This is a genomic window from Streptomyces thermocarboxydus (assembly GCF_024760485.1).
GTDB lineage: Bacteria > Actinomycetota > Actinomycetes > Streptomycetales > Streptomycetaceae > Streptomyces > Streptomyces cellulosae.
Genome location: NZ_CP058273.1, coordinates 6,432,545 through 6,457,656 on the forward strand (window position 1 = coordinate 6,432,545; position 25,112 = coordinate 6,457,656).

General features: G+C 71.7%; 23 protein-coding genes. 15 read left to right on the top strand and 8 right to left on the bottom strand.

Features of this window, described 5'->3' with window-relative positions; genetic code table 11:
- Positions 1 to 12: 12 nt before the first annotated feature.
- The 5 genes from AY578_RS29375 (at position 13) to AY578_RS29395 (ending at position 6,230) form a co-directional block, all read left to right on the top strand.
- Positions 13 to 1,317 (top strand): ABC transporter substrate-binding protein, encoded by a 1,305-nt coding sequence (locus AY578_RS29375; RefSeq protein WP_019521553.1) that lies wholly within the window; start codon positions 13 to 15, stop codon positions 1,315 to 1,317.
- 10 nt (positions 1,318 to 1,327) lie between these two features.
- On the top strand, positions 1,328 to 2,287 hold the full coding sequence (locus AY578_RS29380) for a carbohydrate ABC transporter permease (protein ID WP_028960891.1): 960 nt from the start codon (positions 1,328 to 1,330) through the stop codon (positions 2,285 to 2,287).
- The gene (locus AY578_RS29385) at positions 2,284 to 3,102 is read left to right on the top strand and encodes a carbohydrate ABC transporter permease (protein WP_019521551.1); all 819 of its coding nucleotides are present in this window, start codon (positions 2,284 to 2,286) and stop codon (positions 3,100 to 3,102) included. The genes AY578_RS29380 and AY578_RS29385 overlap by 4 nt, the downstream gene beginning before the upstream one ends.
- A complete protein-coding gene (locus AY578_RS29390; RefSeq protein WP_258906266.1) occupies positions 3,099 to 5,468 on the top strand; it encodes a beta-xylosidase/alpha-l-arabinosidase in 2,370 nt (789 codons plus the stop codon). Before AY578_RS29385 ends, AY578_RS29390 begins: the two co-directional genes overlap by 4 nt.
- A 189-nt stretch (positions 5,469 to 5,657) precedes the next feature.
- Entirely contained in the window at positions 5,658 to 6,230 is a 573-nt protein-coding gene (locus AY578_RS29395; protein ID WP_240801039.1) for a hypothetical protein, read from the top strand.
- Between the two features lie 37 nt (positions 6,231 to 6,267).
- Here AY578_RS29395 and AY578_RS29400 read toward each other — a convergent pair whose 3' ends face one another.
- From AY578_RS29400 to AY578_RS29410, 3 genes are all read right to left on the bottom strand, one after another.
- The gene (locus AY578_RS29400; RefSeq protein ID WP_136238384.1) at positions 6,268 to 6,468 is read right to left on the bottom strand and encodes a DUF397 domain-containing protein; all 201 of its coding nucleotides are present in this window, start codon (positions 6,466 to 6,468) and stop codon (positions 6,268 to 6,270) included.
- Positions 6,465 to 7,322: a helix-turn-helix domain-containing protein gene (locus AY578_RS29405; protein WP_136238383.1), complete on the bottom strand. Its 858-nt coding sequence runs from the start codon at positions 7,320 to 7,322 to the stop codon at positions 6,465 to 6,467. Before AY578_RS29405 ends, AY578_RS29400 begins: the two co-directional genes overlap by 4 nt.
- Positions 7,323 to 7,450: 128 nt before the next feature.
- Positions 7,451 to 8,191: a nitroreductase family protein gene (locus tag AY578_RS29410; protein ID WP_136238382.1), complete on the bottom strand. Its 741-nt coding sequence runs from the start codon at positions 8,189 to 8,191 to the stop codon at positions 7,451 to 7,453.
- A 134-nt stretch (positions 8,192 to 8,325) separates the two neighbouring features.
- On the opposite strand from AY578_RS29410, the gene AY578_RS29415 reads away from it, so the two are divergent.
- Complete coding sequence (locus AY578_RS29415; RefSeq protein ID WP_019521546.1) at positions 8,326 to 8,562, top strand: metallothionein; 237 nt, start codon at positions 8,326 to 8,328, stop codon at positions 8,560 to 8,562.
- 3 nt (positions 8,563 to 8,565) lie between these two features.
- Here the strand turns inward: AY578_RS29415 and AY578_RS29420 are convergent, their stop codons facing one another.
- Positions 8,566 to 9,393, bottom strand: a complete 828-nt coding sequence (locus tag AY578_RS29420; RefSeq protein WP_161232424.1) for an SDR family NAD(P)-dependent oxidoreductase — start codon at positions 9,391 to 9,393, stop codon at positions 8,566 to 8,568.
- A gap of 159 nt (positions 9,394 to 9,552) precedes the next feature.
- Between AY578_RS29420 and AY578_RS29425 the strand changes: the two genes are divergently transcribed.
- The 3 genes from AY578_RS29425 to AY578_RS29435 all read left to right on the top strand — a co-directional run bounded on the left by AY578_RS29425 (position 9,553) and on the right by AY578_RS29435 (position 12,352).
- A complete protein-coding gene (locus AY578_RS29425) occupies positions 9,553 to 9,900 on the top strand; it encodes a deoxyxylulose-5-phosphate synthase (protein ID WP_258906271.1) in 348 nt (115 codons plus the stop codon).
- Positions 9,901 to 9,954: 54 nt separating this feature from the next.
- Positions 9,955 to 10,917: an oxygenase MpaB family protein gene (locus AY578_RS29430; RefSeq protein WP_258906273.1), complete on the top strand. Its 963-nt coding sequence runs from the start codon at positions 9,955 to 9,957 to the stop codon at positions 10,915 to 10,917.
- 214 nt (positions 10,918 to 11,131) lie between these two features.
- Complete coding sequence (locus AY578_RS29435) at positions 11,132 to 12,352, top strand: oxygenase MpaB family protein (RefSeq protein WP_258906275.1); 1,221 nt, start codon at positions 11,132 to 11,134, stop codon at positions 12,350 to 12,352.
- A gap of 63 nt (positions 12,353 to 12,415) precedes the next feature.
- Here the strand turns inward: AY578_RS29435 and AY578_RS29440 are convergent, their stop codons facing one another.
- The 4 genes from AY578_RS29440 to AY578_RS29455 all read right to left on the bottom strand — a co-directional run bounded on the left by AY578_RS29440 (position 12,416) and on the right by AY578_RS29455 (position 16,046).
- The gene (locus tag AY578_RS29440; RefSeq protein WP_215049098.1) at positions 12,416 to 13,612 is read right to left on the bottom strand and encodes a TetR/AcrR family transcriptional regulator; all 1,197 of its coding nucleotides are present in this window, start codon (positions 13,610 to 13,612) and stop codon (positions 12,416 to 12,418) included.
- A gap of 73 nt (positions 13,613 to 13,685) precedes the next feature.
- Positions 13,686 to 14,777, bottom strand: a complete 1,092-nt coding sequence (locus AY578_RS29445) for an NAD(P)-dependent alcohol dehydrogenase (protein ID WP_258906277.1) — start codon at positions 14,775 to 14,777, stop codon at positions 13,686 to 13,688.
- Positions 14,774 to 15,277 (bottom strand): DUF4334 domain-containing protein, encoded by a 504-nt coding sequence (locus tag AY578_RS29450; RefSeq protein ID WP_258906283.1) that lies wholly within the window; start codon positions 15,275 to 15,277, stop codon positions 14,774 to 14,776. Before AY578_RS29450 ends, AY578_RS29445 begins: the two co-directional genes overlap by 4 nt.
- A gap of 58 nt (positions 15,278 to 15,335) precedes the next feature.
- On the bottom strand, positions 15,336 to 16,046 hold the full coding sequence (locus tag AY578_RS29455) for a TetR/AcrR family transcriptional regulator (RefSeq protein WP_210638102.1): 711 nt from the start codon (positions 16,044 to 16,046) through the stop codon (positions 15,336 to 15,338).
- A gap of 259 nt (positions 16,047 to 16,305) precedes the next feature.
- Between AY578_RS29455 and AY578_RS29460 the strand changes: the two genes are divergently transcribed.
- The 6 genes from AY578_RS29460 to AY578_RS29485 all read left to right on the top strand — a co-directional run bounded on the left by AY578_RS29460 (position 16,306) and on the right by AY578_RS29485 (position 25,085).
- Complete coding sequence (locus tag AY578_RS29460) at positions 16,306 to 17,460, top strand: CaiB/BaiF CoA transferase family protein (RefSeq protein WP_258906286.1); 1,155 nt, start codon at positions 16,306 to 16,308, stop codon at positions 17,458 to 17,460.
- A complete protein-coding gene (locus tag AY578_RS29465) occupies positions 17,460 to 18,485 on the top strand; it encodes an LLM class F420-dependent oxidoreductase (protein ID WP_019521536.1) in 1,026 nt (341 codons plus the stop codon). Before AY578_RS29460 ends, AY578_RS29465 begins: the two co-directional genes overlap by 1 nt.
- Positions 18,482 to 19,645, top strand: coding sequence for an acyl-CoA dehydrogenase family protein (locus AY578_RS29470; RefSeq protein ID WP_258906289.1), 1,164 nt, complete (start codon positions 18,482 to 18,484; stop codon positions 19,643 to 19,645). The genes AY578_RS29465 and AY578_RS29470 overlap by 4 nt, the downstream gene beginning before the upstream one ends.
- A gap of 51 nt (positions 19,646 to 19,696) precedes the next feature.
- On the top strand, positions 19,697 to 20,911 hold the full coding sequence (locus AY578_RS29475) for an acetyl-CoA C-acetyltransferase (protein ID WP_258906290.1): 1,215 nt from the start codon (positions 19,697 to 19,699) through the stop codon (positions 20,909 to 20,911).
- Positions 20,912 to 20,962: 51 nt separating this feature from the next.
- A complete protein-coding gene (locus AY578_RS29480; protein WP_337590578.1) occupies positions 20,963 to 23,143 on the top strand; it encodes a 3-hydroxyacyl-CoA dehydrogenase NAD-binding domain-containing protein in 2,181 nt (726 codons plus the stop codon).
- A 109-nt stretch (positions 23,144 to 23,252) separates the two neighbouring features.
- Entirely contained in the window at positions 23,253 to 25,085 is a 1,833-nt protein-coding gene (locus AY578_RS29485; RefSeq protein WP_258906292.1) for an AMP-dependent synthetase/ligase, read from the top strand.
- Positions 25,086 to 25,112: the final 27 nt, after the last annotated feature.

Consider the following 25,112-nt stretch of genomic DNA (forward strand, 5'->3'; position numbering starts at 1 on the left):
GAAAGGCGAACGATGAAGACACGTGCGCGCTTGCCCAGACTGATCGCCACCGGTGCGACGCTCGCCCTGGCCCTGAGCCTGTCCGCCTGCGGTGACGGCAACGGCGGGGCGTCGGCGGACGACGGCAAGATCCATATCCTTGTCTACGGGGACGCCACCAACAAGATCGAGAAGCAGGTCGTCGACAAGTTCAACGAGACGTCCGACGTCAAGGCGGTCCTCGACACCATCCCCGGTGCCGACTACCAGCAGAAGCTTCAGACGATCATCAGCACCCCGCAGGCCCCGGACGTCTTCTTCAACTGGGGCGGCGGCAGCATCAAGCCCTTCGTCAAGGCGGACCTGCTGCTCCCGCTGGACGACTTCATCAAGAAGAACCCGGAGCTGGAGAGCAAGTTCCTCCCGTCCGTCTTCAACAACGCCGTCGTCGACGGCAAGCCGTACGGCATCCCCATGCGCGGCACGCAGCCGGTGCTGCTGTTCCACAACAAGAACGTCCTCAAGAAGGCCGGCGTCCAGCCGCCGAAGACCTGGGACGACCTGCTCGACGCCGTCGAGAAGCTCAAGGACGAGGGCGTCACCCCGATCGCGCTCGGCGGCGGCGACGTCTGGCCCACCCAGATGTGGTTCCAGTACCTCTACGACCGCATAGCCGGCCCGGAGCTCTTCCAGAAGGCCCTCGACGGCGACAAGAGCGCCTGGGAGGCCCCGGAGAGCAAGAAGGCCCTGAAGATGATCCGGGAGCTCGTCGACGCGGGCGCCTTCGGCAAGAACTACGACTCCGTCAAGTACACCAACGGCGGCTCGGTCGCGCTGGTCGCCCAGGGCAAGGCCGGCTTCGAGCTGATGGGCTCCTGGTACTACTCCCAGCAGCTCACCGACCACCCGGACTTCGCGGAGAAGGGCCTCGGCTACTCCGCCTTCCCGACCGTCGCGGGCGGCAAGGGCGACCCGAAGAACGTCGCCGGCAACACCAACAACTACTACTCGGTGCTGAAGAAGACCAAGCACCCCGAGGCCGTCGCCAAGTTCCTCGAGCTCATGTACACCGACGAGTTCGTCAAGTCGCAGCTCGACGTCGGCAACCTCACCACCACGACCAACACCGACGAGTTCATCGAGACGTCCGCGACGCCCGAGTACTCCCGCTTCCAGTACGACCTGGTCGCCAATGCCCCGTCGTTCCAGCTGAGCTGGGACCAGGCGTACCCGCAGTCGGCGGCCTCGAACATGCACAAGGCCATCCAGCAGTTCTTCAACGGACAGCTCGACGCGGACGGCTTCATCAAGGCCATGCAGGCCCTCCCGACCGAGTGACGAACGGCTCATGACCACAAAGATCACGAGCGCTCCGCCCGCCGCCGGGCTCCGCAAGGAGCCCCGGCGGCGGCCGGCCGCCTCCCCCTCCGTCTCCACGGTGGGCCGCCCGGGCTTCGCCTGGGCGCTGCCCGCCGCCGTGTTCTTCACGCTCTTCGCCATCGTCCCGCTCGTGATGGTCGCGGTGCTGTCCTTCATGAGCTGGAACGGGCTCGGCTCGCCCCAGTGGGTCGGCACCGACAACTGGTCGCGGCTGTGGGACGACCCGGTGATGCTGAAGAGCGTCTGGCTCACCCTGCTGCTGACCGCGCTCGGCGTGGTCATCCAGACCCCGCTGAGCATCCTGCTCGGCGTCTGGGCGGCCGGCTACCAGCGCAACCGCGCGGTGCTGTCCGTCATCTACTTCATCCCGCTGCTGCTGTCCGCCACCGCCGTCTCCGTGCTGTGGCGCGCGCTGCTCGACCCGAACTTCGGCATCCCCGCAGAGGCCTCCTGGCTGTTCGGCGACGGCAACCTCTTCGGTGAACAGGCCACCGCCATCGGCGTACTGGCGTTCGTCAGCACCTGGCAGTTCACCCCGTTCCACACGTTGATCTACCAGGGCGCCGCCCGCTCCATCCCGCAGGTGCTCTACCAGGCCGCGGAGATCGACGGCGCGGGACGCTACCGGCAGTTCTTCCACATCACGCTGCCGCAGCTCCGCAACTCCATGATCACGTCGATGATCCTGATGATCGTCGGTGGCCTCACCACCTTCGAGACCGTCCTCATCCTCACCCAGGGCGGCCCCGGCACCGACACGACCATCAGCGCCTACTACATGTACGACAAGGCCTTCAAGGGCTTCGACTTCGGCGCCGGCTCCGCCATCGCCCTCGCCCTGGTCGTCGCCGCCACCATCATCTCCCTGGTCGTGGTGAAGGTCTCCGGCTACGACAAGATGCGCAGCTCCATGGAAGGTGTGTCATGAGGCGCCGCCCCAACTACCTGGCCGGCGCCGGCTCGCTCGTCTGGCTGGTGCTGGTCGGCCTGCCGCTGTACGTGATGCTCGCGGCGACCCTGCGCACCCGCCAGGACTACGCCCAGAACGGCCCGGTGTCCCTCCCGGACACCTTCACCCTGGACAACTTCACCGGCGCCTTCGACTCGGGCTTCGGCCAGTACTTCCTCAACACGCTCGTCGTGACCGCCTGCGTGATCGGCATCGTGCTGCTGCTGGTCCCGCCGCTCGCCTACGCCATCGTGCGCAGCCGGGGCAGGACCACGTCGGCGATCTTCCGGCTGTTCCTGCTCGGCCTGGCGATTCCCGCGCAGGCCGTCATCGTGCCGATGTTCTACCTGATCAGCGAAGCCGGGCTGTACGACAACCTGGTCGGCGTCATCCTGCCCACGGCCGCGTTCTGCCTGCCGATGTCGGCGCTCATCCTCAGCGGCGCCATGCGCGACATCTCGCCGGAGCTGTACGAGGCCATGGCCATGGACGGCGCCACCCCGCGCCGGATGTTCTTCCAGCTCGTGCTGCCGCTCTCCCGGGGCGGACTGTCCACCATCGTGGTGTTCTCCGCGCTGCAGGCATGGAACGGCTTCCTGTTCCCGCTCGTGCTGACCCAGTCCGACGCCACCAAGGTCGTCACCCTGGGCCTGTACGACTTCCAGACCGAACACGGCATCGACATCCCCGGGCTGCTGGGAGCCGTGGTGCTGTCCATGGTGCCCATCCTGCTCGTCTACCTGTTCGCCCGTCGCGCCCTGGTCCAGGGGCTGATGGGTGTCGGAGGAAAGTGACCGCGAACGTGGCCGTAGAGACCACCCCCGAAATCCCCCTCTGGAACGACCCCTCCCACCCCGTCTCCGCCCGGGTCGACGCGCTGATCGGCGCCATGACCCTCCAGGAGAAGATCGCCCAGCTGTACGGCGTGTGGGTCGGCGCCTCCGCCGACGGCGGCGAAGTGGCCCCGCACCAGCACGACATGGAGGAGGCCGTCGACCTCGACGACCTTCTGCCGTCCGGCTTGGGCCAGCTCACCCGCCCCTTCGGCACCGCCCCCGTCGACCCGGCGCTCGGCGCGCTCTCCCTGCTGCGCACCCAGACCCGCATCACCTCGGCGAACCGCTTCGGCATCCCCGCCGTCGCGCACGAGGAGTGCCTGGCCGGCTTCGCGGCCTGGGGCGCCACCGCCTACCCGGTGCCGCTGTCCTGGGGCGCCACCTTCGACCCCGACGTGATCCGCAGGATGGCCGCCGCCATCGGCCGCGACATGCGCGCCGTGGGCGTCCACCAGGGCCTCGCCCCCGTCCTCGACGTCGTACGGGACGCCCGCTGGGGCCGTGTCGAGGAGACCATCGGCGAGGACCCGTACCTCGTCGGCACCATCGGCACCGCCTACGTCCAGGGCCTGGAGTCCGCCGGGATCGTCGCCACGCTGAAGCACTTCGTCGGCTACTCGGCCTCCCGCGCCGGACGCAACCTCGCCCCCTCCTCCGTGGGTCCGCGTGAACGCGCCGACGTGCTGCTGCCGCCGTTCGAGATGGCGATCCACGAGGGCGGCGCGCGCTCCGTGATGCACGCCTACACCGACATCGACGGCGTACCCTCGGCGGCCGACGAGACGCTGCTCACCGGGCTGCTCCGCGACACGTGGGGCTTCGACGGCACGGTCGTCGCCGACTACTTCGGCATCGCGTTCCTCAAGACGCTGCACGGCATCGCGGGCGACTTCGCCGACGCGGCCGGCGCCGCGCTCAAGGCCGGCGTCGACATCGAACTGCCCACGGTCAAGACGTTCGGCGCCCCGCTCGTGGAGGCCGTCACCGAGGGCCGGGTGCCGGAGGACCTGATCGACCGCGCCCTGCGCCGCGTCCTCACCCAGAAGGCGGAGCTGGGCCTGCTCGACCCGGACTGGAGCCCGGTGCCGCCCGCTTTCGACGGCGCCGACCTGGACGACCCCGACGCCCTGCGCGGCACAATCGACCTGGACGGGCCCGGGAACCGCGAACTGGCCCGTGAGATCGCCGAGAAGGCGGTCGTGCTGCTCAGCAACGACGGCACCCTGCCGCTGGCCCGCCCCCGCCGGATCGCGCTCGTCGGCCCCAACGCCACCGAGCCGTCGGCCGTCCTCGGCTGCTACTCGTTCCCGCAGCACGTGGGCGTGAAGTACCCGGACATCCCGGTGGGCATCGAACTGCCCGACCTGCGCGAGAGCCTGACGGCCGAGTTCCCGGACGCCGAGATCACGGTCGTCCGCGGCACCGGCGTCGACGACGGCGACCTCTCCGGCATCGCGGAGGCGGTGGACACGGCGCGTGACGCCGACATCGTCGTCGTGGCGCTCGGCGACCGTGCCGGCCTGTTCGGCCGCGGCACCAGCGGCGAGGGCTGCGACGCGGAGTCCCTGGCACTGCCGGGCGCGCAGCAGCAGCTCCTTGACGCGCTGCTGGACTCCGGCACCCCGGTGGTGACGGTCCTGCTGGCGGGCCGCCCCTACGCGCTGGGCCGCGGGGCGGAGGAATCGGCGGCGATCGTGCAGTCGTTCTTCCCGGGCGTCGCGGGCACCCGCGCCATCGCGGGCGTGCTGAGCGGCCGTACGAACCCGTCCGGCCGCCTCCCGGTCAGCGTCCCGCGCACCTCCGGCTCCCAGCCGACCACGTACCTCGGCGCCCGCCTCGCCCAGGCCAGCGAGGTGTCCAACATCGACCCGACACCGGCGTTCGGCTTCGGACACGGCCTGACGTACACGACGTTCGCGTGGAGCGACCTGACGGTGGACGCCGAAGAGGCGCCGACGGACGGGGAGTTCACCGCCTCGCTCACCGTGCGCAACACGGGGGAGCGGGCCGGCACGGAGGTCGTCCAGCTCTACCTGCACGACCCGGTCGCCTCGGTGGTCCAGCCGGTCCAGCGCCTGGTCGGCTACGCCCGGGTCGATCTGAAGGCGGGCGAGGAGCGCAGGGTGCGCGTGACGGTCCCGGCGGACGTGGCGTCGTTCACGGGCCGCGACGGGCGCCGCATCGTCGAACCGGGCGCCCTGGAACTCCGCCTGGCGGCGTCCAGCACGAACGCCCGCCTCACGACGACGGTCACCCTGACGGGGCCGGCGCGGGAGGTGGACCATACGCGGCGGTTCCGGGCGGAGTTCTCGGTGGAGAACTGACGCCACCACCCTCCTGTGGAACCCCACCGGCCCGGACCGCTCCTGCGGTCCGGGCCGGTGCACAATGGGCGCGCGACCGGGATCGACGACAGGAGCGCAGTGAACCCCTACCAGGCACCGGAAGACGGCGTGAGCGGTACCGGGGGTGCCGATGGTGGCCGTCGGCCGTGGCTCGTCGCGGGGGTAGCCGTGGGCGTCCTGACCTTGGCGGCCGCCCTGGTAGCGACGGGACGGCTGCCCGGCGGGACGGACGACGGCGGTGACCGCCTGACGGAACAGGCGGCGGACGCGCGGTGGGTCGAAGGCGTCACGCCGGAGTGGATGAGCGAACAGATGGGCCTCGACATCCCGGTCACGGCCCGCTCCCCCCGGGCCGCGTACGAGGTCACGTCCCGTTTTGACACGGGGCTGCTCACCTTCACCCTCACCAGGGTGGAAGCGGAGGCGTACCTGAAGGAGCACCCACCGGAGGGCGACTGGCTCGAACCGACCTCCGCACAGACCGACGTCCCGCCTCACGACTTCGCGCACTTCGGACTCCCGGAGCCCGAGACGCTGAAGGACGGCATGCGGTACGGCGTCGTCTGCCCCGGTGCCGCGGAGGCCGCCTTGGATCCACACGCCCCAGGCGCCGACACGTCCGACGCGTCATGTGTCCGCCTCTACGCCCACGCCTACACGCCGACGCGTACGCGCATCTACCTCCGCGACCACTACGAACCCGGCATCAGCCCACTCCCCGCCCCGCCCGGATCGACGTGAACGGGCTGCTCGGTGAGCCGGGCGGGTCAGCGTTCGGTCAAGCTGTGGGGACGCGTGCCACGAACGCCGCCCACTGCGCGCGGTCGATCCGCAGTACGGGGGCGCCGTCGTCGACGGCCTTGGAGTCCCGCACGTACACGGTGTTCTGGTGGGCGGCCACCTCGACGCAGTCGCCGCCGTTCGTTCCGCTGTGGCTGCTCTTGATCCACGCGAGGTCGCGAACCTGCTCGATGCTCATAGCTCCCCTGCCATGCGCTCGATGAACCGGGCAGACTCCTCGGAGTTGAGGGCCTGTGAACGCAGCATTCCATAGCGTAGCCAGAACTCGCTGACCTCGTCCCGGTCCGACCGGATGTTCACGATGCCCTGGGCCTCGATGGAGACGAACCGCCGCCGTTCGACGGTCTCCAGCAGGACGATCTGCCCGTTGACCCCGCTGTGCGCGGCCCGTTGCGTAGGCATCACCTGGATCTCCACGTTGCGCCTGCGGGTGCACTCCAGCAGGTGTGCGAGTTGCCGTTCCAGGACCACGGCGCCGCCCACCGCCCGGCGAAGGGCGCCCTCCTCGAGGATGAACGAGAAGACGACGCACGGGCTTTTGCGCGTCAGCAGGGACTGCCGGGCCAGCCGTGCCGTGAGGTGTTGCTCGATGGCCTCTTCTTCGAGGGGAGGGAAGTGCGCCTCAAGCAAGGCGCGCGCATACGCCTCCGTCTGCAACAACCCCGGCACCAGCATCGGATCGTACGAGAAGCGGCTCACCGCCTCCGCTTCCAGGAGGGCGAAGTCCTGGAAGAACAGGGGAAGTTTGGCCCGGTCCACGTCCGGCTGGAGCACGCGCAGCGCCCCGCCCGCGTCCAGGACGCGTTCCGCCGCCTCCGTGAAGACCGCCTTCGCCGGGCGGCGCCCCTGCTCGACGGACGCGACCTGTTCCATGGAGTAGCCGATGGCGTCGGCGAGGGCCTGCTGGGTGAGTCCGGCGCGTTCGCGGAAGAGGCGGACCAGCTTGCCGTACGCGCTCCACGCCGCCGGGCGCTCCTTGCCGGGCCCGCGCCGGCCGGCCGTACCGCACTCCTGCTGGGTCGTCCTGCCCATCGAGCCCCCTGCTCCGTCGCACAGTGATCCGTCGTGGAGCACAACGACCGAGCCGCCCCTCCGGCCACGGCGCGAGGCCGTACGGCGGCCGTACGGATTCGTACGGCCGCCGTACCGCGTCGTGCGTCCTACCACCGGTCCCGGTGGACGACCTCCGTCACCGCCCGGCGGCGGACCGGGCCGAAGTTGCCCCGCGGCCAGCCCACCGGGATGGCGGCGAAGGTGTTCATGTCCGCCGGGATGCCCAGCGCCGCCTTCCACTCGGTCTCGAGGAACAGGTGCCAAATGGTGATGTTGGCCGCCAGGCCCAGCCCGCGCGCGGCGAGCAGCAGGTTCTGGACGCCCGGGTAGACGCAGGAGCCCTCCGCGAGGGCGGAGAACCGCTCCTGGATGCGTCCCATCCGCTCCGTCGCCTCCGCGCCCAGCGCCTCGGCGTAGATCCGCAGGCCCTCCTCCTCGATCCGCGGCGGCGGGAACTGGTAGCACGGGATGATCAGCGCCGGGGTGTCGGCGAAGTGGTCACGCTGGTACTCGATGGCGGCGACCATGCGCCCGTAGGCGGCCTCGTCCATGCCCTCGGGGGCGTACTTGCCGGTCGTGGCCAGGTACGCGTCCACGCACCGCTTCCACAGCGGCGCCAGCTCGGCCATGACCGCACGGTCGGTGACGACGACGTACTCGTAACGCTGCATGTTGCCGCCGCTCGGGCCCCACACGGCGGCCTGTATCAGCTGGTCGAGCAGCTCGTCCGGCACCGGGTCGGGGCGCAGGCGGCGCATCGCCCGCATCGTGGACATGGTCGCGAAGAGGGGCGGCTCGGTGGCGGCGTCGTCGGCCCCGGCCCCGGCGAGAGGGGTTTCAGTTGTCATGATCGGGAGTGTAGGGACTGTGAACTTCCCGTGGGACAGCTCTACTTGAATGCGGGACGACCGGTCCCGCATTTCCCGCGCATGACGTCCCTCCCGGCGCGGTACTCGGCCCGCACTGCGGAAGGGAGCGGATCATGGCGATCTGTGAAGTGTGCGGGAACGACTACGCCCTCTCGTTCGAGGTGCGCACGGTCGACAATTCCGTCCATACGTTCGACAGCATCGAGTGCGCCGCCCACAAGCTGGCGCCCATCTGCGACAACTGCGGCTGCAAGGTCCTCGGCCACGGCCTTCAGGCCGGCGGCCAGTTCTTCTGCTGCGCCCACTGCGCCCGCGCCCAGGGACACGCCGAGCTGGCGGACAGCGCCTGACCGTCACTCTCCGTGAGAGTAGCGGGAAGCCATACGGCTGCCCGAACCGGAGCGCAGGTTCAGCTCCGCCTCCGCCAGCCGGGCCACGGCCTCCGCGTCCGTCAGGCCGGGCACGCACACCACCTCACCGGCCTCCAGCCCGGCAAGGGACGCGGTCACCACGTCCGCCGCGGGCATCCCGCCGTCGTCGTGGACGCGCCGCTCACCGCTCACCGGAGTGTCCCCGGCGCCCAGGTGGAACTCGGTCGCCGTGAGCCCGGGGCACACGACCTGCACGCGTACCGGAGTGCCGGCCAGTTCGGCGGCCAGGGTGCGGGTGAAGGTCACCGCGTATCCCTTGGTCCCGGCGTAGACGGCCCGCCGGGGGAGCGGGTCAGGCGGCAGGTCGCCGGCGAAGGCGAGGAGCGACGCCACGTTGATCACGGCTCCCCGGCCGCGCGCCAGCATGCCGGGCACGGCGGCCCGGGTGAGCGCCGTGAGCGCCACGACGTTCACGTTCACCACCCGGACGAGGAGGTCCGGGTCCACCTCGGCGAACGTGCCGTAACCGTTGATGCCCGCGTTGTTGACCACCAGGTCCACGTCGTCCCCGGACGCCCGCTCCACGACACGGGACAGGTCCTCAGGGCTCCCGAGGTCCGCCACCAGCGTCTCGACGCCCGCCGCGCCCTCCTTGAGCGCCTCCTTCGCGAGGACGTCCAGCCGCTCGGCCCGCCGGGCGACCAGCACCAGCCCCCAGCCACGCCCCGCCAGCCGGGTCGCGTACTCCCATCCGATGCCGGACGAGGCCCCCGTGACGATCGCCGTGCCGGGTGCGTCGTGCGAGGTCATGAGCGTGATCCCTCCGTTCGCCGGTTTCTGCCGGACCACACCGCCGTCCGACCTGCGCCGGGTGTCCCGGCGGCTGGTGCGTGAAACGCGGGGACGGCCGTCCGGCGGGCATCACGAAAAGGCGTGGAGCGGCACAGGGCGCCCCCCTACCCTGGCCCCATGCCTCCCGCCAGGACCTCCTTCGTCTGCCTGCCCTGCCGGGCCTCCTACAAGCAGCCGTACCCGACGCCCGCGAGGAGCGCGAAGAGCGACCAGCGGGTGTGTCCGCGCTGTGCCGGCACGCTGATCCCCGTCGGCTCCGCCTTCGCCCCGCCGCCGCGCAGGGACACCGAGGGGTGGAGGGTGCTCTCCCTGCTGCTGCACGCCGGCATCCGTTTCCACAAGAGCTGTTGCGCCGGGCCCGGGTACCGGCCGCGCACGCTCCGCGAGGTGCGGGAACGGATGACGTACGCCCGGCGTACCGGTGAGCCGATCGCCAGGGCGCTGGTGCGTCCCGAGCTGCCCTGACGTCCGGCCGGACGCGCCCGGACCGCCACGGGAGGGGCGTGGGAGGCTGGAGGTATGGACACGGGACGGGCGGCGCACTCCGCCGGCGAGGAGATACCGGCACCGGTGCCGGCACCGGGACCGGGCGGTGACCGCACGCCCCGTGCGGAGCGCACCGGACCGGGCGGCGACCGCACGCCCCGTGCCGAGCACACCGACCCCCTGCCGTTCACCCCCGACACCCTCCTCTGGGACATGGCCGGCGACATCCGCGTCCTGCTCTACCTCCCCGCCGCCCTCGTCCTCCAGGTCGCCCACCCTGCCGTCGGCGCCGGGGTCGACGAGCACTCCGTCTTCCGCACCGACCCCTGGGGCCGCGCCCGCCGCTCGCTCGACTCGCTGCAGCTGTGGGTCTACGGCGGTGACCGCGCCGTCGAGGAGGGGCGCAGGCTGCGCCGGCTGCACCGGGACATCAAGGGCACCGACACCCGGGGACGCCCGTACCACGCGCTGACGCCCGCGTACTACGCCTGGGTGCACGCCACCGGCTTCCCCGTCTTCCTGCGGGCCGCCGAGTATCTGTTCCGCCCGTTCGACGAGGCGGGGGAGCGGCGGCTGCACGCGGAGGCGCGCCGGCTCGGGCGCATCCTCGGCATCCGGGAGCGCGACATGCCGGGCTCCGTCGATGAGTTCTGGACCTACTTCGGCACCGTCGTCCGTGAGGAGCTCGAACGGACCGCCGTCGTGGAGGAGTTGCTCGACCCGCGCCGGCTCGTGCCGCCGCCGGACGGTGCGGGGGCGGTGCTGCGGCTGCTCTGGCCCGTACTGCGTCCCGCCCTCCTCCGTCTCCAAGTCTTCGTCACCAAGGGGCTGTTGCCGCCCGTCGCGCGTGAGCGGCTGGACGTTCCCTGGACGGCGCGTGACGAGCGTCGGCTGCGGCTGCTCGGCCGCGTCGTCCGCACCGCCGTGCCCCGTCTGCCGGAACGCTTCCGTTACCTGCCCGTCGCCTACGCCGCACGCCGCGCCGCCCGCGCCTGACACCCCCGGCCTCGCGGGCTGTTGAGCTCCCGAGGGCTGTCACCAGCCCTTGGCCCGGCACCTCTGTCATGCCCATTGCCCACCGTCGCGACCCTCGCTATGTTAATCGAAAATCACATCCGTGCGACGAGGTTCAACACCGTACTGTCGCGCAACTGGCAAGTCTGCGAAGGCATCCCGAACCGTCCCTCCCCTCAGGGAAGCAGGTAAGTCAATGGAGAACCTCAGCAGGAGAAGGGCGCTGACCCTCGGTGTCGCGCTGGGCCTCGTCGGCGCCGCGGCGCCCGTGCCCGCCTGGGCGTCGGCCGGAACCGCCGGAGCCGGAAAGCTCGCAGGAGCCGGAGCCGCCGCGGGACCCGGCCCGGAGTGGATCTGGGACGACGCGGCCGACCCGCTCATGGTCCGGATGATCGAGGGCGGCCACGTCCCGGCGATCAACCGGGCGTGGGAGGGCTGGGTGAACAACAACGACCCGATCCCCGGCGGCCTCCCCTCCGACTTCGCCGCCTATCTGACGCAGGTCAACCGGCTGCCCTCCTGGGCCGACCAGGCCAAGCTCCAACGCGCCGCCGACTTCAACCGCCGCCGGGACACGTACCTGTTCATGCTGTACGGCCTCGGCAGCGGCATCATGAGCACCGTCATCCCCCGTGAGGCCAAGAGCGTCTACTGGTCCGCGGGCGGCGCCGACATGCAGGACCGCGCCGCCAAGACGTTCACCTTCGGCTACGACCTCTCCCAGCTCGGCGCGTTCAAGCCGACCGGGCAGTTCGTCGTCACCGCCAACAAGACCCGCGTGGTGCACGCCGCCGTGCGGCATCTGCTGCCGCAGTCGCCGTACTGGAAGGCGGTCGCCGACGAGTCCATCCCGATCAGCGCCGCCGACATCCTCGTCACCTTCCACAGCCTCGGCACCTACGTGCACCAGAAGCTGCTCGAGTGGAGGATCCCCTACCCGGCCGCCGACCAGGAGGCCTTCCTGCACATGTGGCAGGTGGCCATTCACCTGCTCGGCGTGCCCTACGAGCACATCCCCAAGACCTGGGCGGAGGCCCGCGCGCAGTCGCAGCAGGTCCTCACCCCGATCCTCACCCCGTCCACCGAGGGCATCGCGCTGGCCGAGGACCTGCTCGGCCTCACCGCGCAGATCGACCTCGGCGTCACCCGCGGCTTCCTCAACGAGTTCGTGCGCTACGTCCTCAGCGACCAGGTCGGCGACTGGCTGGGCCTGCGGCGCGACTACGCGGCCGCCGCCCTGGTGCGCACGGCGTGGCCGGCGTTCATCCTCTTCCGTGAAGGGCTGTCGCCCGTCATGCCGGGCACCTTCTACATGTTCGACCAGTTCATCCGGGCCATCGCCATGCTGTTCCTCAACAAGGGCTCCTCTGGGACCACCACGCCCATCACCATCCCCACCGGCAACCGGGCCGGTTGAGCGGACGGGCCGCGCGGACGCCCACCCGACCCCGCCTCACGGCGACCGGGCCGAGAGGCGGGGTCACAGGCCGAGCGCGCCCAGCACCAGCGCGGTCACGGCCTCCCGGTTCTCCGGGGCGTCCCGCCACCGCAGGGCCCGCCCCGCCTCGACCACCACACCGAAACCCGCGTGCACCAGCACCCGGGCCTGCCGGGGGTCCAGCTCCGGGCGCACCAGCCGCAGCTGCTGCTCCCACACGGCGATGTGCTCACGCTGCGCCAGCACCACAGGACGCCGCAAGTCGTCGGGCAAACCGGCGAGTTCGGCCTCGGCTACGCTGTTCAGCTCGGTGTGCTCGAAGCTGTACGCCACGTACGTCGCCGCCAGCGCGACGACCGCCTCGCGCGGGCCGGCCACGCCCTGCAGACTCCGCTCCACGCCCTGCGCCAGCAGCGCCGCCGCCTGGAGACAGGCCGCCGCCAGGATGTCGATCTTCCCCGGGTAGTGCCGGTACAGCGCGGACGGGGTCAGGCCGACCGCCCGCGCGATCTGCCCGTTGGTGACGTTGGCGAAGCCGTTGCGCGCGAACAGCGGCACGGACGCGGCAAGGATCTCCGCGCGCCGGGTGCGCGGTACCGGCCGGGCGGGCAGCTCCACCGGGTGCGCCGCGGGCGGCACCCCCGCCGGGTCGCTCGCCGCCACCCCGAGTGCGGCCGCCAACAGCAGTTCCTCCGCGCGCCGTTGAGCGATGGAGGTGTGGTGCATCGTGACCGACCCGATCGCGCCGAGGGCCGCCACCGCCCGCAGCCGCTCGTCCGGCAGCGGATGCTCCCGCTGTACGGCGTCGTCGACCCGCTCGACCAGACGCCCGAACTTCACCCGCAGACGCCGTCGGTCCTCACGGTTGAGGTAGCGCGCCTCCCAGCGGTACACGCCGCCCGACGCGCGGTGCGCCACGGTGATCCGGGTGAGCGCCGTCAGCACCTCCGCGAGGCTCGCCCCGGGAGGCACCTCGTCCAGCGCCTCGACCAGCCCGTCCACCATGACGTCCGCGCACTCCGCGAACAGGGCGTATTTGTTGGGGAAGTGCCGGTACAGCGCCGCCGCCGAGATGCCGACCTGCGCGGCGACCTCCTCCATGGAGGCCGTGTGGTAGCCGCGCTCGCTGAACACCCGCCCGGCCGCCTCGACGATCAGCTGTCTGCGGTTGCGAGGCCGCGTGCCCGGAGTCGGCTCGGCGGGCGCGGCGGAGCGGGCGGACGAGGAGGCGGGAGCCATGGCGATTAGTCAATCACACGGGGTGAGGCGGCCGGGCTCCCTCCATTGCCGCTCCGGGATGCCGGAAGCCCGCTCAGTCGAACACCAGCACCGGCTTCACCACGCCGCCCTCCTCCATCGCCCTCACCGCCGACCCGATCTCCTCGAACGGGAACGTCGTGACCAGTGTCTCCAGCGGGAACAGGCCGCGGCGCCACAGGCCGATCAGGTCCGGCAGGAAGCGGCCGGGGTGGGAGTCGCCCTCGATCACCCCGTGCACCCGCACACCCTTCGCCAGCAGCGGCATCACGTCGAACGTCACCTCGCCGCCCAGGCCCACCAGCGCCAGCTCACCGCGCGGGCGCAGCGCGGCGACCGCCTGACGGGCCACCTCCGGGCGTCCCGTCGTCTCCACGACATGGTGCGTCCCGCCGCCCGTGAGGTCCCGCAGCGCCGCCACCAGACCGTCCCCTGGAGGCAGCGCCGCCTTCGCGCCCAGCTCCACGGCCAGGGCGCGGCGTGCGGGGACGGGGTCGACCGCCACCACGGGGTCGCAGCCCACCGCCACCGCCGCCATCACCGCGCTCAGCCCGACCCCGCCCGCCCCCGTCACGACCAGGGACGCGCCGGGGTCGGGCCGTAGCCGGTTGAGCACCGTCCCCGCGCCCGTCTGCCCGCTGCACCCGAGCGGCGCCGCGACCTCGGCGGGCAGGTCCGCCGGCACCGGGACCACGCCCCGTTCCCGCACCACGGCGTACGTGGCGAAGCTGGACTGGCCGAAGAAGCCGCCGTGCACGGGTGTGCCGTCGCGGGTAAGGGGAGTGGTGCCGTCGGCGCGCCCGCCGGAGAAGTTCAGGGACCGCGCGTGCAGACAGTACGCGGGATGCCCTGTGGCGCACTGCTCGCACGCGCCGCAGCTCGCGAAGGTGAGGCAGACCCGCTCGCCGGGCGCCACGCCCCTCACCTTCGCGCCGACCGCCTCGACCCGTCCCGTGCCCTCGTGACCGAAGACCATCGGGGTGAGCCCGCCGGGCCAGGTGTCGCGCATGCCCAGATCGGTGTGGCAGATGCCGGCCGCGGTCATCCGCACCAGCACCTCGTCCGGGCGCGGCTCGCCGAGGTCCAGGTCGCCCACGACGAACGGCGCGCCCGGCGTCTCGGCGACCGCCGCGCGGATCCGTCTCACGCGCCGTCTCCTGTGGGGCCGGCCCCGGAGCTGGAAACGCGCTCCAGGTAGAAGTAGTAGTACGGCCCGCCGTCCGGCACGTCCTTGCCGTTCATGATGCCCAGCAGCGTGTCCTCCTCGACCCACTTGAAGTGGTCGAACACCGGCCGCCCGTCGTACACCATCGTGGCCGTCGACTCACCCCGGAACTCCACCGTCCACAGGCTCGCCTCGCCCTGCCCCAGCTCGGTGTCGGAGTACAGCTCACCCGCCTCGTTCCGGCACATCAGCGGCTTGGCGTCGTGCAGCGAGTGGAACGTCTTGCCGTACCAGCCCGCCTTCTCCAGCATGCCGTTGAGCGGGTGGCCGGTGTCGAACTCGCCGCCCTTCCACTCGCCGAGGATCTCCTCGGGGCGGACCGTCGGCAGCACGGCCCAGATCGCGTCGAGCTCGCCGGGGTCGACCCGGCCGTCCCGCTCCGTCAGCTCGCGGAACAGGGCTCGCGCCTCGTGCACGTCCATCACAGGTGTCCTCTCGTCGGTCGGTGCTGCGGCCGGCGCGGTCGGGACCCGGACCGCCTCAGCCCGACGACGCGCGGGACGCCGCGCCCCGCCCCGCCGGAGTCCGCCGCGGGAACGGCAGGACCACGTCGCCGGTCACCGCGGCCGGATGGCCCACCGTGCCGAGGCTCAGCAGCACATGCCGTTCCGCGACCTCTTCGGCGGTCAGCGGGCCGTCCTCACGGAACCAGTTGGCGACGCCCTGGCACATCACGAGCACCGAGCGCACCGCGTCGGCCGGGATGGGGGTGGTGAACACGCCCTGGGCGCGGCCCTCCTCGACCGTGTCCAGAAGCATGTGCTCCAGATAGTCGCGCAGGGCGACGTACCGGGCCCGGTTCTGCGGCTCCAGGCTGCGTATCTCCGTGTCCAGGAACGCCAGTTGGCGACGGTGGGCCATGTACAGGACGATCGACTCGACCATGCCGCAGAAGCGGGCCAGCGGATCGTCCCCGGCCTCCCGGGCGGCGGCGCGGCAGCGGTCCAGGACGTCCTTGATGGACGTCTCGAGGAGCGTCGCCAGCAGCGCCTGCTTGTTCTCGTAGTGGTAGTAGAGCGCGGGCACGGTGACCCCTACCCGGCCGGCTATGTCCCGGACCGAAGTGCCGTGGTAGCCCTGCTCGTTGAAGGCCCGCATGGCGTGCATCAGGATCGGGTGCAGGTCGAGCGGGGCGTAGGAGCGCCAGTGTCCCGCCGACGGGGTGGTCTCCTGGCTGGGCACGGTGTTCAACGGCTCTCCTCCGGGGCTGCGGCGGTCGGCGTCATCGTACGGCGGTGCGTCCGGCCCACCTCCCTCTCACCACTTAGCGATCGTTCAGTAGATCGTGGCGCACGACGGCCGACCCGCAGTCACTGTCCCCCGCCTTCTCCCGAAAAACAAGTCCCGCACGGGGAGTTGACCGCTCCGCGTCCCGCTCCTACGTTGAGCGAACGCTCAGTAAGTCCCCGGTCGCCGGCGGCGGGTCCGCCGCGCACCGAGAGAGGAACCCATGAGCCCCACCCCCACCCACCCTCCCGGCCGCACCGTCGCGGGCCCGCTGGACGGTGTGCGCGTGGTCGAACTGGCCGGCATCGGGCCGGGACCGTTCGGCGCGATGCTCCTCGCCGACCTGGGCGCCGACGTGGTGCGGGTGGACCGCCCCGGCCGCGGCCCGCTCGGCGGCGACCCCTCCCGCGACCTGACCAACCGCAACAAGCGGTCCGTCGTCGTCGACCTCAAGACGACCCAAGGACCGGAGACCGTACGGGCGTTGGCGGCACGCGCCGACGTGCTCATCGAGGGATACCGGCCCGGCGTCGCCGAGCGGCTCGGCGTCGGACCCGAGGACTGCATGGCCGTCAACCCCGCGCTGGTGTACGGCCGGATGACCGGCTGGGGGCAGGACGGCCCGCTCGCCTCCCTGGCCGGGCACGACATCGGCTACATCGCCACCGCGGGCGCCCTCTCCATGATCGGCACCGCGGACGGTCCGCCCGTCTTCCCCGCCAACCTGCTCGGCGACTACGCGGGCGGCTCCCTCTACCTCACCACCGGCGTCCTGGCCGCCCTGCTCACCGCCCGCGCCACCGGACACGGCCAGGTGGTGGACGCCGCCATCGTCGACGGCACCGCCCACCTGACCAGCCTGTTCTGGGGCATGCTCGCCGAGGGCACCTGGCGCGACGCGCGCGGCCGCAACCTGCTCGACGGCGGCTGCCCCCACTACGCCGTCTACGAGACCTCCGACGGCGGCTGGATGGCCGTCGGCGCCCTCGAACCGCACTTCTACGCCGTGTTCGTGTCGCTGCTCGGCCTGGACGCCGACGAGCTGCCCGACCGCGCCGACCCGCGCACCTGGCCCGCCCTGCGCGCCACGTTCGCCGCCCGCTTCAGGACCGCGACGCGTGCCCGCTGGACGGCCGTCTTCGAAGGCACCGACGCCTGCGTCGCGCCCGTGCTGACCCTGACCGAGGCGGCCGACCACAAGCACCTCACCGCGCGCGGCACGTACACCGAGGCGCACGGCGTCACCCAGCCCGCCCCCGCCCCCCGCTTCTCCGGCACGCCCGGCACGCTCCGGCGCCCGCCGGCCGTTCCCGGCGCCCACACCCACGACGTGGCCCGCGACTGGGACGTGCCCGAACTGCTGAAGGACCACTGCTGATGGAACTGTCCTCACCCCTGGCCTACGCGGAGGACCCGCGCACCGCGGCCGACAAGGCCGCCGCGCTGGAGTCCGCCGGGCTCGACGCCGTGTGGGTCGCCGAGGCCTACGGCTTCGACTCACCGACGATCATGGGCTACCTCGCCGCGAGGACCGAGCGGATGCGCATCGGGTCCGCCGTCCTCAACGTCTACTCCCGCACCCCCGCGCTCATCGCGCAGACCGCCGCGGGACTCGACGCGATCAGCGGCGGGCGCGCCGTCCTCGGCGTCGGCGCCTCGGGACCGCAGGTCGTCGAGGGCTGGCACGGCCGCGTCTACGACCGCCCGCTGGGCCGCGCCCGCGAGGTGATCGAGCTGTGCCGGCGGATCTGGCGGCGCGAGGTCATCGAGCACCACGGCATCACCGACCTGCCCGTCCCGCCCGAGAAGGGCGGCACCCTCGGCAAACCCCTCAAGTTGCTCAACCACCCGGTGCGCGACACCATCCCGGTGTACCTCGCCGCCCTCGGCCCCGCCAGTGTCCGTACGGCTGCCGAGATCGCCGACGGCTGGCTGCCGTTCCTCTACGCCCCCGAGCACGCGGAGAAGGTGTGGGGCCCCGCCCTCGACGAGGGCACGGCGAAACGCGACCCCGCGCTCGGCCCGCTCCAGGTCGTCGCCGGGGGACTGCTCGCCATCGGCGACGACGCGGCGGCCGTACGCGACCTGATGCGGCCCACCGTCGCCCTCTACGTCGGCGGCATGGGCGCACCAGGCCGCAACTTCTACTTCGACCTCGTCTGCTCCTACGGCTACGAGGCTGCCGCGACCGCCGTTCAGGAGCACTACCTCGCCGGACGCAAGAAGGACGCGGAGGCCGCCGTGCCGGCGGAACTGCTGGAGAAGCTGTGCCTGGCCGGCCCCGAGGGCTACGTCCGCGACCGCGTCGAGGTCTTCCGCGAGGCGGGCGTGACCATGCTCAACGTCACCCCCGTCGGCCCCGACCCCGCCCGACTGATCGAGCACGTGAGGAGCTGGCTGTGACCACCCCGGACCGCACCCCGGACCGCCCCCTGTACGGCCCCGACCACGAGGCCTTCCGCGAGACGGTGCGGACCTTCCTGACGAAGGAGGTGCTCCCGCACCACGAACGCTGGGAGAAGGACGGGGTGGTGGACCGCGAGGTGTGGCGCTCGGCCGGCCGCCGGGGACTGCTCGGCATGGCCGTCGACGAGGAGTACGGCGGCGGGGGCATCGACGACTTCCGCTACAGCGCCGTCCTCATCGAGGAGTTCTCCCGCGCCGGCGTTTCTGGACTGGCGATCAGCCTGCACAACGACATCGTCGGCCCCTACCTCACGCGCCTCGCCAACGACGAGCAGAAGCGCCGCTGGCTGCCCGGTTTCACCTCGGGCGACCTGGTCACCGCCATCGCCATGACCGAGCCCGGCGCGGGATCCGACCTCCAGGGCATCCGCACCACCGCCGTCGACCAGGGCGACCACTACCTGCTCAACGGCGCCAAGACGTTCATCTCCAACGGAGTCCTCGCCGACCTCGTCGTCGTGGTCGCCCGCACCACCCCCGAAGGCGGCAGCGGCGGGCAGAGCCTCCTTGTCGTCGAGCGCGGCACGGAGGGCTTCGAACGCGGCCGCAACCTCGACAAGATCGGGCAGAAGGCGCAGGACACCGCCGAGCTGTTCTTCACCGACGTGCGCGTCCCCAAGGAGAACCTGCTGGGGGAGGAGAACCAGGCCTTCGCCTACCTCATGGGCAACCTCGCCCAGGAGCGGCTGGCCATCGCCGTCGGCGCCGCCGCCGCGGCCGAGGAGATCCTCGACATCACCACGCGCTACGTGAAGGAACGCGAGGCGTTCGGCAGGCCGCTCGCCAAGCTCCAGCACATCCGTTTCGAGATCGCCGAGATGGCCACCGAGAACGCCGTCACCCGCGCCTTCCTGGACCACTGCGTCGCCGACCACAGCGACGGCCGGCTCGACGCCGTGCACGCCTCGATGGCCAAGTGGTGGGCCACCGAACTCAACAAGCGCGTCGTCGACCGCTGCCTCCAGCTGCACGGCGGCTACGGCTACATGAGCGAGTACAAGGTCGCCCGCGCGTTCGTCGACAGCCGCATCCAGACGATCTACGGCGGCACCACCGAAATCATGAAGGAGATCATCGGCCGCTCCCTGCTGCGCTGAGCACCGGCCGGCTCCGCACCCCCCGAGAACCGACCTGGAAGGGCAACCGAGGTGAGCACCGAAGCGTATGTGTACGACGCGATCCGCACCCCGCGTGGACGCGGCAAGGCGAACGGCGCCCTGCACGGCACCAAACCCGTCGACCTGGTCGTCGGCCTGATCCACGAGATCCGCGCCCGTTTCTCCGGGCTCGACCCGGCGGCGGTGGACGACATCGTCCTCGGCGTGGTCAGTCCGCTGGGCGACCAGGGCGCGGACATCGCCCGTACCGCAGCCGTCCTCGCCGGGCTGCCGGACAGGGTGGCCGGCGTGCAGGAGAACCGCTTCTGTGCCTCCGGGCTCGAAGCGGTCAACATGGCGGCGATGAAGGTCCGTTCGGGCTGGGAGGACCTGGTCCTCGCGGGCGGCGTGGAGTCCATGTCCCGCGTGCCGATGGGCAGCGACGGCGGCGCCTGGTCGTCCGACCCGCGCACCAACCACGACACCGGCTTCGTCCCGCAGGGCGTCGGCGCCGACCTCATCGCCACCATCGAGGGCTTCTCCCGCCACGACGTGGACTCCTACGCGGCGCTCTCCCAGGAGCGGGCGGCCACGGCGTGGAAGGAGGGCCGTTACTGCCGCTCCGTGATCCCCGTGCGGGACCCCAGCGGCCTCGTCGTCCTCGACCACGACGAGCACATGCGCCCCGGCACCACCGCCGAGTCGCTGTCGAAGCTCAAGCCGTCGTTCGCGGACATCGGCGAACTGGGCGGCTTCGACGCGGTGGCGCTGCAGAAGTACCACTGGGTCGAGAAGATCGAGCACGTCCACCACGCGGGGAACTCCTCCGGGATCGTCGACGGCGCCGCCCTCGTCGCGGTCGGCTCGCGCGAGGCCGGCGAGCGTTACGGCCTCACCCCGCGCGCCCGGATCGTCTCCGGGGCCGTGTCCGGCGCCGACCCCACGATCATGCTGACGGGACCGACGCCGGCCTCCCGCAAGGCGCTCGCCAAGGCCGCGCTGACCGCCGACGACATCGACCTGGTCGAGATCAACGAGGCGTTCGCCGCGGTCGTGCTGCGGTTCGTGAAGGACATGGGCTTCCCGCTGGACAAGGTGAACGTCAACGGCGGCGCCATCGCGCTCGGCCATCCGCTCGGCGCGACCGGCGCGATGATCCTCGGCGCCCTCGTCGACGAACTGGAGCGCCAGGACAAGCGCTACGGACTCGCCACGCTCTGCGTCGGCGGCGGCATGGGCATCGCCACGGTCGTCGAACGCCTCTGAACCCTCTCCCCGGATCACTTGGATCACACGGATCACCAGGAGCGCATCCGCATGAGCATCGAGTCCACCACCATCCGCTGGGAGCAGGACGACACCGGCGTCGTCACCCTCGTCCTCGACGACCCCGGCCAGTCCGTGAACACCATGAACGCGGCGTTCATCGACTCGCTGGAGGCCGTCACGGCGCGGCTCGCCGAGCAGAGCGACAGCGTGCGGGGCGTCATCGTCGCCTCCGCCAAGAAGAGCTTCTTCGCCGGCGGCGACCTGCACGACCTGATCTCCGTCACACCCGCCACCGCCGGCGCCTCGTACGTCGCGGGGATGCGCGTCAAGCGGGCGCTGCGCGTCATGGAGACCCTGGGCAAGCCGGTCGTCGCCGCCCTCAACGGCGCTGCCCTGGGCGGCGGTTACGAGATCGCCCTGGCCTGCCATCACCGCATCGCCCTGGACGCCCCCGGCACCAGGGTCGGCTGCCCCGAGGTCACCCTGGGCCTCCTTCCCGGAGGGGGCGGCGTCACCCGCACGGTCCGCATGTTCGGTGTGACGGAGGCCCTGCGGAAGGTGCTCCTGGAGGGCACCCAGTACGGAGCCGCCCGCGCCCTGGAGAACGGCCTGGTCGACGAGGTCGTCTCCGACCCGGACGAACTCCTCAGCCGAGCAAGGGCGTTCATCGACGCCCACCCCGAGTCCGCGCAGCTCTGGGACGCCCCCGGCCACCGCATCCCCGGCGGCACCCCGTCCACCCCCAAGCTCGCCGCACAGCTCCCCGCCCTGCCCGCCCTGCTGCGCAAGAAGACCGGCGGCGCCCCGTACCCCGCCCCGCGCAACATCCTCGCGGCGGCGGTGGAGACCGCCCAGGTCGACGTGGACACGGCGTTCGAGATCGAGGCGCGGTACCTGACCGAGCTGGTCACCGGGCAGATCACCAAGAACATGATCCAGGGGTTCTTCTTCGACCTCCAGGCGGTCAACTCCGGCGCGAGGCGACCGAAGGACGTCCCGGCCCGCAAGGTCACCAAGGTCGCCGTGATCGGCGCGGGCATGATGGGCGCCGGCATTGCCTACTCCTGCGCCGCCGCCGGCATCGACGTCGTCCTCAAGGACGTCTCGGCCGAGTCGGCCGTCCGCGGCAAGGGCTACTCCGAGAAGCTCCTCGCCAAGGCCGTCGCCCGCGGCCGTGCGACGCAGGAGAAGGCGGACGCGCTGCTCGCCCGCATCACCCCGACCGCGGACACCGGCGACCTGGCCGGCTGCGACGCGGTGATCGAGGCCGTCTTCGAGGACACCGCTCTCAAGCACCAGGTGTTCCAGGAGATCCAGCACGTGGCCGCCCCGGACGCCCTGCTGTGCTCCAACACCTCCACCCTGCCCATCACCGTGCTCGCCAAGGGCGTCGAACGGCCCCGCGACTTCGTCGGCCTGCACTTCTTCTCGCCCGTCGACAAGATGCCGCTGGTCGAGATCGTCAAGGGCGAGAAGACGGGGGAGGAGGCGCTGGCGCGGGCGTTCGACCTGGTCCGGCAGATCCGCAAGACACCGATCGTGGTCAACGACGCGCGCGGCTTCTTCACCTCCCGCGTCATCGGCCGCTTCATCGACGAGGGCGTCGCCATGGTCGGCGAGGGCATCGAACCGGCCTCCGTCGAGCAGGCCGCCGCCCAGGCCGGCTACCCCGCCAAGGTCCTCGGCCTGATGGACGAACTCACCCTCACCCTGCCCCGGAAGATCCGCGAGGAGACCCGCCGCGCGGTCGAGGCCGACGGCGGCACCTGGGAGCCGCACCCCGCGGACGCGGTCGTCGACCGCATGATCGACGAGTTCGGCCGCCCCGGACGGTCCGGCGGCGCCGGCTTCTACGACTACGACGAGCAGGGCAGGCGCGCGGGCCTCTGGCCCGGACTGCGCGAGCACTTCACCGACCTCGCCAAGCAGCCCGCCAACCTGACCGAGCTGAAGGAGCGGATGCTCTTCGTCGAGGCGCTGGACGCGATCCGCTGCCTGGAGGAAGGCGTCCTGGAGTCGGTGGCCGACGCCAACGTCGGCTCGCTGCTCGGCATCGGCTTCCCACCGTGGACCGGCGGCGTCCTGCAGTACGTCAACGGCTACGACGGCGGACTGCCCGGCTTCGTCGCCCGCGCCCGGCAGCTCGCCGCCCGCCACGGCGACCGCTTCACGCCGCCGGCCCTGCTGCTGAGCAAGGCCGAGCGCGGCGAGACCTTCACCGACGCCTGAGCACCGTCCGCCCCTCCCCACCGGCACCGGGTACGCCCGCAGGGGCTTCCCCCCCACGCCCCGGTCTCCCAGACGTTCTCTCCCCGACCCGCAACGCAAGGAGGCCCCGATGACGTCACCACCTCCCACCGCAGGCGCCCTTCCCGACGACCCCGCCGACCGCACCCTGCCCCAGCTGCTGGCGCACAACGCGCACACCCACCCCGGACTGCCGGGCCTGTCCTGGCAGTCGGAGGACCCGGACGCCGAGTGGACCACGCTCACCTGGGGCGAGATCCACGAGCACACCCGCACCCTCGCCGCCGGCTACCGGGCCCTCGGCGTCGGCCGCGGCGACCATGTGCTGCTGCTGATGGCCAACCGGCCCGAGCACTGGCTGTCGGACCTGGCGCTGGTCCGCCTCGGCGCGGTCCCGGTCAGCGTCTACGGCACCGCCGCCCCCGAGCAGATCACCCACATCGCCCGCAACTGCCGCGCCCGCCTCGCCGTCGTGGGCGGGGCGGAGCACCTCCCGGTGTGGGAGCCGCTGCTGGCCGACGCCGACACCCCGCTGGAACGGCTGGTGGTGGCCGACGCGGGGGCGGAGGCGACGCACGTGCCGTACGCGTCGCTGCAACAGGGCCCGGTGCCGGAGGAGTTCGACAAGGAACTCGACACCGCCCGGCCCGAGGACCCGCTGACCGTCGTCTACACCTCCGGCACCACCGGAGAGCCCAAGGGCGTCGTCCTCACCCACCGGGTGGTGCTGTCCAACGCGCTCGCCCTGGACGCCGTGGTGGAACTCCCGCCGCACGTCGAGCACATCTGCTACCTGCCGTTCGCGCACATCGCCGAACGCATGCTGGGCATCTACCTGCCCTGTCACCGCGCCTCGCACGTCTATCTGTGCGCCGACCCGACGAAGGTCGGCGAGGTGGTGCGCAAGGTACGTCCCGCGCAGTTCTTCGGCGTGCCGCGCATCTGGGAGAAGCTGTCCGCCGCCGTGCGGGCCGTGCTCTCGCTGATGCCGGACGAGCAACGGGCCGTCATAGACGAGGCGTTCGGGGTGGCCCGCACGCATGTCGGACACCGCGAGCGCGGTGAGACCCCGCCGCCCGAGCTCGAGGAGCGCTACACCCAGGTCCGCAAGGAGGTGCTGCTGCCCATGCTGGCGGCCGGCGGTCTGGACCGGGTGAGCTGGTCGGCCAGCGCGTCCGCGCCGATGCCGGTCGACGTGGTGAACTTCTGGGCCGGGTTCGGCATCGTCATCGTGGACGCCTGGGGGCTGACCGAGACCACCGGGGTCGCCACCAGCAACAGCCCGAAGCTCGGCTTCCGGCTCGGCTCGGTGGGCCGCCCCGTGGAGTCCGTGGAGATCCGCATCGCCGACGACGGCGAGATCCTGGTGCGCGGCACGTCCGTGTTCGACGGCTACCTCCAGCCGGACGGCTCCGTCCGGTCCGCGCTGGACGCCGACGGCTGGCTCGCCACCGGCGACATCGGCCGTCTCGACGAGGACGGCTATCTGTGGCTCACCGACCGCAAGAAGGAGATGATCATCACCTCGACCGGCAAGAACGTCTCGCCGGCCCTGGTGGAGAACGCCCTCAAGGAACACCCGCTGATCGGTCAGGCGATGGTCCACGGCGACAACCGCTCCTACCTGGTCGCCCTGCTGGTCCTCGACCCGGAGTCCGCGCCCGCCTGGGCCGCCAAGCGCGGCATCGACACGGAGGGCGGCCTGGCCGCGCTGGTCCGGCACCCCGAGGTGCGGGCCGAGGTGGACCGCGCGGTCGCCGCCGCCAACTCCCGCCTCAACCGCACCGAGCAGGTCAAGCGGTACGAACTGCTCGCCGAGGAATGGGGCCCGGCGACCGGTGAGCTGACGCCGTCGCTGAAGATGCGGCGCCGCGTCATCCGCGACAAGTACGCCGACGCCCTGACCGCGCTCTACCACGACTGACCGCCCACCACAGGACGAAGGCCGTCC

What these genes read in the sequence shown, in the direction of transcription:
- AY578_RS29380 (WP_028960891.1), top strand. Translation starts at nt 1,328, where the DNA reads ATGACCACAAAGATCACGAGCGCTCCGCCCGCCGCCGGGCTCCGCAAG.
- AY578_RS29400 (WP_136238384.1), bottom strand. Translation starts at nt 6,468, where the DNA reads ATGAGCATCGAGCAGGTTCGCGACCTCGCGTGGATCAAGAGCAGCCAC.
- AY578_RS29440 (WP_215049098.1), bottom strand. Translation starts at nt 13,612, where the DNA reads ATGGCTCCCGCCTCCTCGTCCGCCCGCTCCGCCGCGCCCGCCGAGCCG.
- AY578_RS29460 (WP_258906286.1), top strand. Translation starts at nt 16,306, where the DNA reads ATGAGCCCCACCCCCACCCACCCTCCCGGCCGCACCGTCGCGGGCCCG.
- AY578_RS29450 (WP_258906283.1), bottom strand. Translation starts at nt 15,277, where the DNA reads ATGGACGTGCACGAGGCGCGAGCCCTGTTCCGCGAGCTGACGGAGCGG.
- AY578_RS29385 (WP_019521551.1), top strand. Translation starts at nt 2,284, where the DNA reads ATGAGGCGCCGCCCCAACTACCTGGCCGGCGCCGGCTCGCTCGTCTGG.
- AY578_RS29415 (WP_019521546.1), top strand. Translation starts at nt 8,326, where the DNA reads ATGGCGATCTGTGAAGTGTGCGGGAACGACTACGCCCTCTCGTTCGAG.
- AY578_RS29430 (WP_258906273.1), top strand. Translation starts at nt 9,955, where the DNA reads ATGGACACGGGACGGGCGGCGCACTCCGCCGGCGAGGAGATACCGGCA.
- AY578_RS29465 (WP_019521536.1), top strand. Translation starts at nt 17,460, where the DNA reads ATGGAACTGTCCTCACCCCTGGCCTACGCGGAGGACCCGCGCACCGCG.
- AY578_RS29410 (WP_136238382.1), bottom strand. Translation starts at nt 8,191, where the DNA reads ATGACAACTGAAACCCCTCTCGCCGGGGCCGGGGCCGACGACGCCGCC.
- AY578_RS29480 (WP_337590578.1), top strand. Translation starts at nt 20,963, where the DNA reads ATGAGCATCGAGTCCACCACCATCCGCTGGGAGCAGGACGACACCGGC.
- AY578_RS29405 (WP_136238383.1), bottom strand. Translation starts at nt 7,322, where the DNA reads ATGGGCAGGACGACCCAGCAGGAGTGCGGTACGGCCGGCCGGCGCGGG.
- AY578_RS29435 (WP_258906275.1), top strand. Translation starts at nt 11,132, where the DNA reads ATGGAGAACCTCAGCAGGAGAAGGGCGCTGACCCTCGGTGTCGCGCTG.
- AY578_RS29375 (WP_019521553.1), top strand. Translation starts at nt 13, where the DNA reads ATGAAGACACGTGCGCGCTTGCCCAGACTGATCGCCACCGGTGCGACG.
- AY578_RS29485 (WP_258906292.1), top strand. Translation starts at nt 23,253, where the DNA reads ATGACGTCACCACCTCCCACCGCAGGCGCCCTTCCCGACGACCCCGCC.
- AY578_RS29425 (WP_258906271.1), top strand. Translation starts at nt 9,553, where the DNA reads ATGCCTCCCGCCAGGACCTCCTTCGTCTGCCTGCCCTGCCGGGCCTCC.
- AY578_RS29420 (WP_161232424.1), bottom strand. Translation starts at nt 9,393, where the DNA reads ATGACCTCGCACGACGCACCCGGCACGGCGATCGTCACGGGGGCCTCG.